General features: G+C 64.7%; 6 protein-coding genes. 2 read left to right on the forward strand and 4 right to left on the reverse strand.

Going from position 1 to position 14,047, the window contains the following annotated elements; all coding sequences use genetic code 11:
• Positions 1-45: 45 nt before the first annotated feature.
• Both DBO33_RS41945 and DBO33_RS41950 read right to left on the reverse strand, forming a co-directional pair.
• The gene (locus tag DBO33_RS41945; RefSeq protein WP_107661215.1) at positions 46-1,593 is read right to left on the reverse strand and encodes a PIN domain-containing protein; all 1,548 of its coding nucleotides are present in this window, start codon (positions 1,591-1,593) and stop codon (positions 46-48) included.
• A gap of 385 nt (positions 1,594-1,978) precedes the next feature.
• Entirely contained in the window at positions 1,979-4,351 is a 2,373-nt protein-coding gene (locus DBO33_RS41950) for a hypothetical protein (protein WP_159080838.1), read from the reverse strand.
• Positions 4,352-4,595: 244 nt separating this feature from the next.
• On the opposite strand from DBO33_RS41950, the gene DBO33_RS41955 reads away from it, so the two are divergent.
• The gene (locus tag DBO33_RS41955) at positions 4,596-5,186 is read left to right on the forward strand and encodes a hypothetical protein (RefSeq protein WP_107661217.1); all 591 of its coding nucleotides are present in this window, start codon (positions 4,596-4,598) and stop codon (positions 5,184-5,186) included.
• 136 nt (positions 5,187-5,322) lie between these two features.
• On the opposite strand, the gene DBO33_RS41960 is transcribed toward DBO33_RS41955, so the two are convergent.
• Positions 5,323-6,237: a hypothetical protein gene (locus DBO33_RS41960; protein WP_107661218.1), complete on the reverse strand. Its 915-nt coding sequence runs from the start codon at positions 6,235-6,237 to the stop codon at positions 5,323-5,325.
• A gap of 364 nt (positions 6,238-6,601) precedes the next feature.
• Here DBO33_RS41960 and DBO33_RS41965 point away from each other — a divergent pair, with 364 nt between their 5' ends.
• Complete coding sequence (locus DBO33_RS41965) at positions 6,602-6,922, forward strand: hypothetical protein (protein WP_107661219.1); 321 nt, start codon at positions 6,602-6,604, stop codon at positions 6,920-6,922.
• A 277-nt stretch (positions 6,923-7,199) separates the two neighbouring features.
• Here DBO33_RS41965 and DBO33_RS41970 read toward each other — a convergent pair whose 3' ends face one another.
• A complete protein-coding gene (locus DBO33_RS41970) occupies positions 7,200-13,919 on the reverse strand; it encodes a hypothetical protein (RefSeq protein WP_107661220.1) in 6,720 nt (2,239 codons plus the stop codon).
• Positions 13,920-14,047 lie beyond the last annotated feature (128 nt).

Genomic DNA, 14,047 nt, shown 5'->3' on the forward strand with positions numbered 1-14,047 from the left:
CGAAGGCGACATCGCTCAGGATCTTCTGCCAGCGACGGCGATCCACTACCCCGATTCGGATTCCTCGGCGTCGGTGTCGCCACCGTCAACGTCAGGCGTCGACTCCTTGTCGGCAGATCTCTTGTCATGCCGCGAGTTAGACTGCACACCCGATGTTTTCGGTCCATCGGCAGTCTTTGAGACTTGGGATCCCTGACCTATCCCGAGCCTTAGACTGCTCGGCTGCGATTTCAGGATGTCGCCGAAGATCCGATTGAGGGCGCCGCTCCGCTGCATCTCGTCGAGAATCGGGTTACGAATGTCGTCAAAGATCCGGTTGAAAACGCCGCTCGTACGGATCTGGTCCATGGCCGGATTAAACACGCCACTCACATGGAGCTGGTCCATTGCGGGATTGAAGACGCCGCTCATACGCATCTGGTCCATGGCGGGGCTGAAGATGTCGCTCATACGCACCCGGTCGAAAACCGGGCCCCAGACAGAAGTCTGGTCGAGCAGGAACGAGGCGGACGAGCTGGCGCGGCGCCGTCGATTCTCCCATCGCACACGCATCGCATCGTCCGGCAGAGCCTCCGCCGACGTCACGACCAAGTCCCGAACCGCCCCGTCTGACGCGACCGCGACATCACCGAACAGCCGGAGCGGTTTCGTGATCTCGCTGACGGTCTGATCCACCCCGAACATCGACAGATCGACTTCGGATTCCACGCTGAATCGCGCAGTCCAGCCTGCCTGACCACGCCGGGCACCTTCACTGAACTGCCACCCGCCTTCTGCCTCCCGCACGCCAGCGATCTGGGCCCCGACGATCTGGAATGGAAGCGCTGCCAACTCGGGATCAACCACGAGTTGCGTGGCCGACTCCCCCAGGTGACGCAGGAGTTCGTCCATCTCGATCTGGTTGGCCAAGTCGCCAAGGGCAGCATCGGTGATCGGCGCATACTGCGCGGCGAGGTGCTGTTCCAACCGCTTCACGCTGATCACATAGCGCACACGCTCGGTCAGCTCGTCGCGGTCGAGGTCCTCGACCAAGTGCTGATGGAACGGGATCGAACAGTCGTCGAGTTCATCTGTGTTGGGGTTTCCCCCTCGACCGAAGTCGGTGTGGTTGTCGCTGGCGAACCATACTTGCTCGTCGGGGTTCTCGCGGGCGACAGCCATCGCGGTGAGCCAGATCAGAGTGTCGCGAAAGCCGTCCTTCTTCGCCGACTCGTTGTACGGGGCGCGCACCTCGGACGCTCGACGCGCGAGTTCCATCAAATCAGTGGGTGGCGGAGGTTCGATGGTTACATCGTGCTCACGGAGGAAGTCGCACAGCCATTGCTCATATTCTTCCCAAGCCTTCCTGATCTCGGCGAGCATCGAATCGCGCTGCTCGTCCAAGCCGAACTCTCCAAGTTTGACCTTGAGCAGGCTCCCGATCTCGGTCTGCCAGCGACGTCGGACGACGTTCACCGTCTCGAGGAACACGACCTCGGGCACCACGAGTCGCACATCCCAGTCGTCCTTGTTCTCGAGCAGGGACTCCCACTCCTTGCTCCGCAGCCTCGGCGAGTTGACGAGCATGTTGGTGTCGACGACGATAATTGCCACGCTTCATATTGTCGCCCCACGCACCGACGTACACTGCGATACAGCAACATCGCGGCCACGATATCGGCACCTTCTACCTGCGCGAATATCGCAATGCGCGTCGCGTTGGCTATTACGACCGGCTGCTAGCCAAGCGAATGCTGTGGTCGCCGGATCGACACTCAGCTGTTCGCGGTAACCCGCGCAGGCGGCTGACGGCTCCTCAACGCCCACGACCTTGTCGGGGTGTCCGGACCGGTTCACACGAGCACCGCGGCTTTCGATGGTGTATTCCACAGGGCGAGTTCGGTGGTCCGGAAAGCCCAGGCCAGATTCGGTTGCCCTGCAGTCGATTCGATAGCCAGCATGCCAGCGATTGTTGGATTGCCGAACCGTGGCCGACCGGTCAGACGCCTCCGACTCCGGGTCCGGAGTCGGAAGCGCTTTCCTGGGCCGGTTGGTCGGTGAGAGGATGGGCAGTGGTTCCATCGGCGAACGCCGAGGCGCTGCGGGCAGGTGCGGACGATCGCGCCGCCTGCAGTCCGCTCGCTACCGACGAGCTGGCAAGGTCATACCCGTGGACGTTGTCGAACCACGAGTCGTTTCCCTCGCTCCGGTTGAGGCCGTCGAGCCACGAATCGTATTCCCCGCTGCGGCCACAGATCAGCGCCCGGGCGCTGAGGGCGGAGTCCAGCAAGCCGGACTGAATGGCCGAAAGGACGCGCTCACCGTGGGCCTTCTCTACAGCGAGGAACGCTGGGTCCGGTGCGCGGAAGGTGCGAGCGACCTGATCTGCGAGCGTGGCGGGCAGCGCGCCGTCGCGGCGATCGAACGTGCTCAGAACATCCTCGCGGGACATTGTCGGCCCTTCGCTGTCCCGATGTGCCACCAGGCCGGGTGCGTCAGGAAACGCACCCGGCCTCGCGGTTAGCGCAACCCAATCGCTGTCGCTCAGTTCGTTTTCCCGCCAAGCCTGCATCAACCGCTCATCCTGAACACGCTCGGCGAGATACCGTGGATCGCCATCGCCGAGCAGCGAGTCGACGACCTCGACGACATTCTGTAGTTGCCTGACATGGTTGATGTCATCGGCGGCGCTGAGGCTGTCGCGGGCGGCGCCCAGCACCTGTTTGGCCTCAACGACCAATGCGGTCGGCAACGGCCGATCGGGATCGACCGCCCGACTGCGTGTGGCGTGGAACCCGAGATCGTGTACCACGCTGAGTAGATAGCTGTGACGGCTGCCGTTGAGGCGCGATAGCGTCCCGGCAGCCCGCTCGGACTCGACATACGCCGAATCTGCGGCGTCCTCGATGAGCCACCAGGCAGGAGCGGGCAGCCCGCCGCCGTCGGACAGCACTTGCAGCCATACTGCCGCGCGGGCGCGTTCGGCGTCATCGCGCAGGACACCAGGGATGGTGGCAGCGCGCTGCAGGTGGGACAGGGTGTTGGTCATCGAATCCCAGAACTCCACACGCTGAGCCAAGGTGCCGTGGAGCAGGTACTGTTCGGCGATCCGCTGATCGATGATTTCGACGATCGAACGGAACTCTGTGCGATTCATCGCGATCGGGGCGACCTCATCGCTCGTGGTGCCGGTGATCAGGCGTGCCTGTCGTGCGGTGAGCACCTCAGTGCATGCGCGGTCGTTGTCGATCATCTCCTGTGGTGCCACCGGCTCGCCGCGGGTGTCGAGCACTCTTTCTTGCCGAGACAGCATGGACAACAGAACCGATGTCCGGTAGGTCTGCCCAGCGTTCAGCTCGACCCGGCGCTCCCGCACGAGCGCGCGGTACTGCTCGGCACTGCGTTGCACGACGTTTCGCCAATCATGCTCTTGTTCCGGGGTGAGCGGGCCGGCGGAGACCTCCGCGGCCAGGTCAGCGAGCATCTTGTCGAACTCGACGCGGGTCCTTGGGATGTTGGGACCGGGAGCCGACGAGAATCCGTTGTCGAGCAGCAGTCCAGCGTCAGGAAATCGCCCGGGGCGCCAGTTCTCCGGGATGTCGCCACCTCGGACGCGGGTGCTCCATTGCTGACTGAGCTCTACGCTGCGGATCCGGAGCCACAGGCCGTACTCGTGACCGCCTGCTGCGATGTCTGCGAGCCACCGGGCCCCCCGCTCAGCTTCCCCGGCAGTGAAGTGGCCGCTGTAGCGCAGCGCGTCGCCAAGCATCCGGCCCTCGCTCTGAAGTTCAGCATCAATAGCAGGACCGGACCGCCGGGCGATGTCGCGCTGACCGCGGAGCGCACCGATCGCAACCTCCCATTCGTACACGGCGTCGACGATCCGCTGACGACTCGGCTCGTCAGCGAGCAACACTGTCACCTCGGACATGACCTCTCCTCTTAGACGAGATTGGGAATGGGGCGACCGCCCCTCTGTGGCAGTGAGCGCGGGGCGTGCTGCCGGTCGACGAGTAAGTGCGCATTGCTCCAATAAACGTGTCGAAGTGGCGCGCCTGGGCGGACAAAACGGTGAACTAACGCTGACGGTAAGACAGAACGTGCTAAGCGCTATCGCGAACTCACACCCGCAGTGTGGGTCCGGCCAAGCAGGATGCGACCGGGCCCAGCGTCCAAGCGTGAGGTGCCGCCGTCGGTTCCGCCGCACGCGACCGGCGGCGTGTCCATCCGCCCCCGAAGGCGGCGGGTCACCGTGGCGCCAAGCCTGGGCGGCACATGCGGGCAGGACTTCCGGCTGAGTGTTTCGCACCACCAAGGATTTCGTGTCTGGTGCTGGTGTGACGAGGTGCGGGTTGTCGGTGCTATCGGGCATGCTCGGGTACACGATCTCTTACCACCCCGCCCTGGAGCGCGCCGTGCCGTCTCACCGCCCGATGTCACAATCGTTGTCGCACAACAATATCGAGCGTATTGCTGTCTATGCTGTGGCGGGCCGCAGACCTACGGTGATTTCACCGCGGCAGCGGTGATGATCGAAGAAGCGCTCTCCGGCGAAACCGAAACCCTCAGCACCACGAGCCCATAACGCGACAGCCGATCGCTCACAGGAGGCCGCAATGTCCGACAAGCAGTCCGCGCATGAGGCAGCCAACGTCGTCGCACAAAAAGGCTGGCCTGCGGAGAAGGTCATCTGGGATTGGATTGACACAGCGAAGCAGGGCCTGGCGTTGCCCGGCCCGGAACCATTGCGTGTCACCTGGCCGTCTCTGGGCCGACCGTCTACATCGCCTGTTCTCCGCACTGTGGGCGTGCACGCCGCGCTGACTGTCGAGCGCGCCGTAGCCCAGGTCCTCGCCGCGCACGAAATACCGACCACGCACATCATTTCCGTGATCGACCCTGTCCTCTCCGACCTCGAACATGCCCTCGACCCGAAAGTGGCTCGCCACCGATTACAGTCCGGCCCGGACATTCGCAGTGTTGCCGTCACGACCCTCGGCGGCATCGCCATAGTAACGATCACCGACCGATCAACGGTGCTGGCCGACGACATCCGAATCGCGGCAGGGCGGCTGCCCACCTTCCCCGGCACCCCCGAACAGTTACACATTGCAGCCCGCACCGCCGAAGCAGCCGCCCGGGAACTTTTTTCGCTCTACCGTGCACTCGCACAACAGGTTCGAGGCAACCCCACTCCCGGACCCTGACACACCGCTGCGCAGCATTGCGCCTCGATAGCCTTCAACCCGGCCCGGAAGCTTGTGCCGGATGTGCTGTGGTGGCATGGGGTTTTGGTCTGTGCCGCCAGTTGTATGTCGAATAGCGTGTGCTGCCTGGGCGTGGTCAGTGTGGGGTGTGCAAGGCCGTGCGGGCGGTGTCGGCGTGCACGCTGTATTCGACAACCTGGCCGTCGGCACCGCTCATCCCACCTTCGCAGTACCGCACCTGCCACCAGATGACCTCGCAGGCATCGGGAAGGGTGAAGCGATGGCGATGCAGCCAGCAGTCCCGGGTCCACCCGAGTTCGGGGATGCTGCGGCGCCCGACGGTTTCGCTGTGGTGGGTGAGCGCGGTGCGCAGCGGATGCCAGTGTCTGGTATCGGGGATCAGCTCGTCACGGTTGCAAGCACCGGCCATCAGCGTGAGCGCAGCGACCGCGGCCGGTGGCAGAGATTGCGGGGGCGCCTCGTCGGCGCTGTCGATCCAGTGGCCGGCGACGAGCTCGCCGTCGGCGGTCAAGGCCCACCCCCGTGGTTCGACGGGTACGACGGTGGCGTGGTCGGCGGTGATCGTCGCATCCCACAACTCCGGGAACCGGTCGAGGTAGCCGCGGGCCAGCGCCGGATCGGTGGTCACAAAGGCAGGTGCTCCGATGATCGGGTCAGGCTGCGGGGTGATGATGATGCGGGTCGCGTCCTGCGGCACGGCCGGTGGAGTCGCGCACAGCATCGCTTCCACGCTGCAATGGCCTGCCTCGGCAAGAGCGCGAGCCCGGGCGCTGGTGATCCCGGCATCGGCCAGGCGGGCGGCACCGGCGGGATCGAATCGCCAGGGTGACCAGGAAGGACTTGCACCCCAACCGGCCGCGCCCCATTGCTCGGGGGTGAGGGCCAGCAGGTCGTGCGCGTCGCCAGCGGTGTCGATACGGAAATCATCAAGCACGATCGGCGGATTCGCGGCCACCCAGCCGGCACCACTGAGAACTGCAGCCGCCGGCGCGGCCACCAGATGGCGTTCCCACTGCTCAATGTATTCCATCGCCGTGCCTATCCTGCTCGGGATCGTGAGTCTTCACTGTCGCATCTGGCACCGACAACACTGCCCTCGATCTCAGCGCTGCTGTGCCTCGCGCGCGCATGCCCAGTTCTCACCAACGCTTCGGCAGCGAGCAGCCTGGCCGCCGGTTCGTCTAATCTCTCGCTGGTTCGAGGTTGTGCGCCACAGTCGACGGCGGTGAACTGCTGAATGACCGCCAACCGTCCTACGCCACAACGGGACTCACCTCTGGTCTGGTCTGAGATGGTGCGGGTTGTCGGTGCTGTCGGGCATGCTCGGGGCAAACGATATCTGACCATTCGTCTCGGAGCGTGCTGTGCCGTCCCCTCGTGCCAAGTCAAAGTCATTGTCGCAGAGCGATATCCAGCGCATCGCGGTCGCTGTCGCGGCGGGCCGCACACCTACGGTGTATTTCACCGCAGCCGCGGAGATGATGGAAGAAGGGCGCTCCGGCAAGGTGGTGGCCGTCGCCGAGACATCCCAACCTGATCCTTTGCATGTGCGTCCGTCCCGGAGTAACGACACATTGGCGTTCTCGCCGAACGAGCTCACGCTGACCAAGCCGGTCCGCCGGACCCGCGCCTCTCCGCGGCCGGGCAAGGCCCGAAGCTCCGAAGTCCAGGGTCGGAATAGCGGCAGCAGCACGGCCTCGGAAACGGTCAGCTAGCCGATCAGCCGTGTGCGGCGTCACCCGTCCTGTAGCTCCCTACGCACGTCTCCTCTCCAGCGCTACTTGCGGTTCAGTTCGTCGAGCACGCCTGGGCACAGGAGATCGCTCAGGTCGGTTCATCAGCGCCCAGCGAAGTCGCCTCGGATGTGGACCTGGGGGAGATTACGAGGTAGGTGCCGCGCCGACCGCGACGCCGAACGTGAAAGGTGGTGCCGCTTTGCAAATGACGCCTGCAGCTCACGATGCACGGCTGAGTCCATGAGTTTGCAGCGGGTCACAGGCCTGCATGTATCGCTGCAGGTGGTTCGACGGACAGTTGCGGTGGTGCGGCCACGATGGCGGTTGTGGTGGTGTGGGCAGGCGCTGCGCCGTGCCCGGCTGCGGCGGCCGAGATTTCCACTGGCGTCGAGTCGGATTGCTGGTGAGGTTCGGTGCTGGTGTCAGAGATCAATCCTGCGGTGATCATCGCTTGCTGTTGCAGGGTGTGCTCGTCTGCTATCGCGGTGTGCAGCCGGTCGATCTCAGCTTGGAGCTGGTTCAGTTCGCCGCGTTTCTCCTGAAGTTGCTGCTCGGGCGTCGGAGTCGCAGGTTGGGTGCTGCCCGTTGTAGGCGTGCTGGCAGGAGGCGCGGCGGCGGGCGCTTTCACCGGTGGTGTGGTCTGTTGGGCCTTCTCCAGCCGCCTTACCTCGGCGGCGACTGCAGCCTTGTCCTGGTTGGCGATGATCAGGTCACCGAGCATGGCTTCTTCGCGTTCCTTCGACCGCGCGAGCGGGCGGAACGGGTTCTCATCGCTCGTGGGATCGGCGGCCAAGGAGTCAAGCTCCTGGGTGTCGCTGGCGATGTATCCTTCGACGTCGTCCAGGTCGCGGTCGAGCTTGGACAGCACCCGCTCGAGCGACATCACCAATTCCCGCCCGTCAGTGGGCGCTCCGGATTCCGGGTACCACCACGGGCACCGATCACCGCCAGGGACCTCCCAGCCGAAGCTCAGCCGAACCATCCCCGGCGAAGTCGATTCCACGTGCAATGGCAGTGCGCCGAGGACGCCGAGTGCGATCGGCCCATCGGTCAGGTCGGTGTCGGTGATCTGGGCCAGGCGAGCCAACAGCGCTGCTCCCGCCTCCGCACGGTCGCGGTAGGCGTCGCCGTCGATGGTCATCACGAAGTCCTTGCCGCTGGTGGGTTGGCGGGTTTGGGCAGCTGCGCGCATCAGCTCCGCGGCTGGCACCGCCTTGGCCAGGTACCGTTCGCGCTCACCGATCAGACGGGATCGCTTCGCGGAATCCTCGTCGTGTATCCGGGCCAACCCTTCGTAGTGCCCGCGTGCGGCGGTCGCCTGCGCGCGCTGCTGGATCGCGGGGTCCCCGGAGGCCAGACCGTTCAAGGTGGACAAGGTGATGGTGTCCTCTCCGAGGTCTTCGATTTCGCGGAGATTAAAGCTGCGCTTTTTCAACTGTTCGATGAAGAATGCCTTCCGTCGCAGGTTGGTCAGCCGGAACTCGTCGAAAGTGCCCGCAGTGATGTAGAAGAACCGGCGAACCTCATCCGGCGTGCCGGGCACATCGGGGTAGTTGAGGTTGCCTTGGCGTTTCATACGGCCTAGGGCCTGAGCGAGGGCATCGGGGGTCCAGGAGAAGCTGACATGGTGCACGGAGTAGAAGCGGTCTTGGACATTGAGCCCGGTGCCCATCTTCTTGTCGCTGCCGAGGATGACCAGAGCCTCGCCGTTGCGTAGTTGCGCGTAGAGCCGTTCTTTTTGCGCGTCGGTTTTGGCATCGTGGATAAACTTGATCTTCTCGCGTGGGATACCTTCCCACCGGCCGTCCATGCCGGAGACGAGTTGCTCACGGATCTCTTCGTAGAGGTTCACCGGGTAGGCGGCGCCGGAGCCGGGTGTGCCTTCGTTGAGGAATACCCCATGCAGAGCGCCGGGCAGCGGTTGCGGGGTGAGGTCCTTCGCCGAGACCGGATAGACGATGTCTTTGGTCTCGTGATAGAGGGTGAGGAGGTTTTCGATCAGGCTCGGCAGTTTGCTGCCGTCCTCGGCCTCGCCGCCGGCCAGCCGCGAGTCGGTGCTGATGCGCAGGCCGATACCGAGCGCTTTGAGGGTGCCGCCTTGCTCTTTGATCCAGGGTTCGTGCATCAGCGATTGGATGAGGTTCAGTTGCCCTTCGGCGGCATCGATGACGATCGTTTCGCCTGGCTGTCCGTCCTCGCCGACGCGAATGTGCGGGAGCGGCAGCTTGAGGTCCTCTTCGGTCTGCACGTCGGCGAAGCGCCGGTACATCATCAGCAGTTCCGGCACGTTCAGAAATACCGCCAGCCGCGGCTTCATGACGTAGCCGTTGCCGCTCGGGGACGGCTCGAGGTCGGTCTTCACATCGGCATAGTTCGCAACGAACGCGTCGAAGCTGTCGATCTCGAACTCTTCGAGCAACTCGGGTACCAGATACCGTGCATGAACATAGGCTTCGGCCATTGAGTTGGTGATCGGGGTGGCGTCCGCGAAACTCACACTGCGGCCGGTGCGGCTGTGTCGACGGACGTAGTCGATCAGCATGTGCGCCTTGGTGGCGCGCGCCGAGCCGACGATGGCGGCGCCGGGAATCGCGGAAGGCGTGAGTAGGTTCTTGATGTCCTCGTGCGGTTCGTCGTAGAAGATGTAGTCGATTCCGAGGTCCTCGAACGACACTGCTTCATCGACCTGGGTGGCGATACGCTGCCGGAGCCTGCTCTCGGCGGTGTCGATCGCGTTGCCAACCCGACGCAACGTGGTGGCGTCCATCTTGTGGCCCTTGGCAGCCGTGAGCTGGCGGCGTAGCCCCGCCAGTTCACGGGCGATGTAGTCCTCTTGGGCCTTTTTGCGTAGCGGTAGGCGGTTCAGGGCGCTGTGGGTGATGATCACGGCATCCCAGTCCCCGCCCGCCGCGCGGGCCATGAATTTCGCTCGTCGCACGCCGAGATCGCTGGCGTTGATCGCGAGGAGCTTTGCATTCGGGTACAGGCGCCGGAAGTCGTTGACCCAGCCTTTGAGCCTGTTCTTCGGCACGGCGATCACAGGTTTGCCGGCGAGCTTGGTGCGCCGCAGTTCCATGGCCGCGGCCGTGAAGATGGCTGTCTTGCCTCCACCTGGCGGGTGTTCGACCAGTGTCGGTTCGGCGAGGATGCGGCGGATGGCAGAGTTCTGGTGCGGGCCCATGGTCCAGTCGCTGGCCAATCCAGGGAGCACCAGTGGGGTGTCCGGGTGGCGGGTCTCGACGAGGCAGTTGATCTTGTCGTTGAAGATGCGGGCCAGTCGCTCCCGGCGTTCAGGGTCCTTCCATACCCATCCGTCGAATGCGTGTGCCAGGCGTCGCGCCTTCTCGCGGGCCGCGGTGGTGGCCTCGCGGTCTTCGTAGACAGTGCCTGCGGGGGTGGTGTAGGTGACCCGGATCGCGGAGTCGGTTTTGGTCAGCAGCGCCTGGAACAGTTCCTGCGTGGACCGCGCCGAGGTCCCCCACGTCGTGGTGGCCAGCACCCCGCCCTTGGCTCCACGCACCTCCCAGACGGTGCCGCCGGCGTATTTGACCATCGCGTCGGGGAAACCGAGCTCGTGCAGGAACTCGGCGTACACCTCTGCGGGAACCCATTTCGCGCCCACGCGCAACCGGATGTCGCGGTAGTCCAGATCAACAGGCTGAACAGCTTCCAGCGCGACGACGTTGACCTGATAGACGCGATTGCCTTCAGCAGCTGCCCGTGCGGCGACCAGTTTGGCGCGCACGTTGCCCGACAGGTACATGTGGCGGGGAATCCACGCGCCGGACGAATCCGGGGAGCGGAATGCCAGCTCGGCTTGCTCCATTTTGACTGCGGCTTCGATTTTGCTGACGCCGAGCAGGTTCGCGACACGGTCGATGTTGAGTAAGCCGTCGGTGTCGAGGGCGATCGCGACGGCAGCTTCGATGGTGTCGGCGTGGGTGGGTAGTTCCCGGCGTTCGAGGATGCGGCCGCGCAGCACCTGCTGCTCGTCGGCCTTGCCGGTGGTCTGGTCGTAGGATTCGAGGCCGAACAGAAGCGCCGCGGTGGGGTCGTCTTCGATATAGCTGAAGGCGGTGGGAACTTTCCATTCCTCGGGGACCGACCGTATCCCGTCGCGTTTGGCGCGGGCACGGGCTTCCTTGGGTGTGTAGATCCGGTGCTGGCCTGGTTTGTTGACCGGTGGATGGGCGCGCCGGTAGGCGCGGAACGCTTCGCGCAGTTCGGTGCGCCGCGCGGCCAGCTCGGTGGTCTCCCCCGCTGTCTTGGTCGCGGTTTCGGCCGCGTAGAGCTCGTTGGTTTGGTTCTTGATCCGGATCAACGCCACGAGCTGGTCGCGTTGGTCGGGGTGGATGTTCAGGGTGACCGAGGCACCGTCTTCGATGATGGTCGGGTTACCGGCGGCATCGAGATCGAGGGTGCCGTCGGCCAGGGGCTCGGCGTCCTCGTCGACCTCGTCCTCGATGGCAACGACGGGGTCGGTGATGCGGCCGACCGCGTTCCAGATGGCGTCGATGACGTCGAGATCGGCTCCTGCGGTGACTGTCAGCTCAGGACCGAATCTGGCTGGTGCGACGTGCATGTCACCCACGACTTGCTCGGGATGCGCTACGAAGTAGGAGTTCACCCGCTGCGGTTGATCGTGGCCGGGCAACACGACTTCTTCGCTGCGCAACCAGCCATCGTCAACTGTCGGTTCCGCCGAGTCGTCTCGGCGGCGCAAGAACAGCATGTCGGTGACCACGTCGGTGCCCGCGGTCGCGCGATGGATGCTCGCAGGCAAGCGGATCGCGCCGATCAGATCGCCATAGCGGTGGATCGCGGCGCGGGAGGCTGGTTCGTGGTTGTCGAGGGTGTGACGGGTAGTGATGAGCGCGACGATGCCGCCGGGCGCGACGGCGCGGGTGGCGGTGATGATGGCCAGGTTGTGCAGGGAGTGTTTGCGTTTCGGGTTGTCGTCTTCGCTGAAGGGCCGTACGTCGACCCATGGCACGTTGCCGATCGCCAGCGCGAAACGGCCTGTCTTGACCCGGTATTCCTCGATGCCCTTGGCGACGATCGTGGCGTCGGGGAAGCGGTATGCGGCGATGGCCGCGCTGATCGGTTCGTGCTCGACACCGACTGCGGTGGCCGGGATGGAGGTGGTGGTGGGTGCGGCTTCGATGAATTTGCCGCTGCCGCAGCCAGGTTCGTAGTATTCGCCGCCGTCGAACCCCAGCGCACGGACCGCGGTCCACATGATCTGCACGAGGGTGGGGTCGGTGTAGTAGGCGGTGCGGATGCTGTCGCTGGCGGCCTGCCACTGCTTGTCGGTGAGCAGTTGGCGGATCTGGGTCCGTTCGGTGGCCAGCTGTCGCCACGTCAGATCGGCGGTTTTGAACTGGCTCTCGGAGCTGTATGCCTCGCGCACCGGCTCGTCGACGAACAGCCCCGATACCGCGCCCCAGCCGAGCCATTGGCCCAGCGCGTCCTGTTCGGCGGCGGTCGCGGGACGCTTCTGGTTCTGCAGTCGTCGCAGCGTACGTAGCGCCACGAGATTGCGCTGTGCTCGCTCTCGGGCGGTGAGCTCGGCCGTCGGCGCGGGGGGATGTGGCTGGGCTAGCTCTGCTGGTCCTCGGTTCCTGGCTCCGGGGGCAGGTAGATGCTCTCCTCGTAGACGAGTTCTTGTGCCTGTGCGTGCGTTGCCGAGCGCATTCTTATCTGGTCGGTCGGCGAGTACTTGCTCAGCAGTTGATCGGTCAGTGCCCCGATCTGCTGGCGAATCCTCAGATCCACGGTGTAGAAGAAGGTCTCCGGATCCTGCAGCTCGCTCAGCGATTTCGGCCGGTTGGTCTTCCAGTACTCCCACGCGAAGCGACCGTGCTTGCCGATCTGCATCGAGATTCCTTCCGCTGTCGTCATGACCATCATCGCCGCGCCCGACATCGCTAGCTGAGTCGGTGTCCTGAGCGGGTTCGGAGTTCTCTTCCGCACCGGGGTTCAGGCGTTGGGTTGGTGCCGAGGTGGTGGGTGAGCGATCGAGGCCGGTGCTGGTGTGGAGCCTGCTCGCGGCGGCGGGTTCGAGCGGGTAGCGCGGTGCCATCGGCAGCCGGTTCCACACCTGCTCGACAATGCGCGCAGTCAACTCGGGTAGGCGGTTGTCGTATTTGTTGTAGAACCGCAGGACGAGTTCGGCGGTGCCGCGCTCGCCGTCGTTTTCGGCTTGCTCGTGCCGCCGGTAGAGGTAGTCGTTGATGAAGTCACCGACGATCGTGTCGGCGGCTTCAGCGAAGCGGGTGCGCCCGTTTGTCGCGGCGACCTGGGCAAGCCACGGGTCGCGCAGGGCCGCGTCGATGGTTTGGGCGTCGAGTTCTTCGCCGGTAGCCGCCGACCGGGGCGCGGAAGCGCGGTCGATGTCACCGGCCTGCGCACCCAAATCATCGTGTGCTTCGCTGCGGTCCTCGGTAACCGAGGACTCGACACCGTCGACAACACCGGGTTCCGTCGCGGCCCCGCTGATGCGCGGGGGTGCCTGGACAGCCGCGGTGATGGCGGCCAGGGACGCGTTGTCTACCAGCCCGTCGCCGACGTTGATCGATGAGTCGGCGGCGGAGAACTCGGCCTCGCCGGTGGGCTGGCGCAGCCAAACTGCTTTGATGACCTGGGTGCCGCGGCGCAAGACGACAGGAAGCCGCGACGCGGGACGGTCGTAGGCGTGACGCCACTGGTACCGGGGCCGCCAGCCCTGCTCGGCGGCCTGCCTGATGAGCTGCACCAGCTCATCAGGGTCATCGACGTCGTTGTAGGTCTTCGGTAGCGGCGTGACGGAGCCCGGCAGCGCGTCAGGTTCACGGGCGAGCTCGTGGTGCTGGTCGGTCTCGGGGTGCGCCGTGGCGGGTTCGGTGGCCTGAGGTTCGGGATCGGTGTGGTGGGAGAGGTATTCGCGGATGTAGGGGACGATTTCCGCGTGGGGCATGCCGTAGGCGGGGCGGGTCATACACATCTTACGCGGCCGGCGCTATGCAGTGGGTTGGTGTTGGCGGTGGCTGCCGCACTATAAAAAAAAAAGACGAGAGGACACTGTCACGAGGCGCAGGGTGGTGCTGGGCGCGAATACGACGGTCG

The sequence above is a fragment of the Nocardia suismassiliense genome, assembly GCF_900269665.1.
Classification (GTDB): domain Bacteria; phylum Actinomycetota; class Actinomycetes; order Mycobacteriales; family Mycobacteriaceae; genus Nocardia; species Nocardia suismassiliense.

Excerpts from the sequence above, each read along its gene's own strand:
- DBO33_RS41950 (WP_159080838.1), bottom strand. The coding sequence starts at position 4,351 with ATGCCCGATAGCACCGACAACCCGCACCTCGTCACACCAGCACCAGAC.
- DBO33_RS41960 (WP_107661218.1), bottom strand. The coding sequence starts at position 6,237 with ATGGAATACATTGAGCAGTGGGAACGCCATCTGGTGGCCGCGCCGGCG.
- DBO33_RS41955 (WP_107661217.1), top strand. The coding sequence starts at position 4,596 with ATGTCCGACAAGCAGTCCGCGCATGAGGCAGCCAACGTCGTCGCACAA.
- DBO33_RS41970 (WP_107661220.1), bottom strand. The coding sequence starts at position 13,919 with ATGACCCGCCCCGCCTACGGCATGCCCCACGCGGAAATCGTCCCCTAC.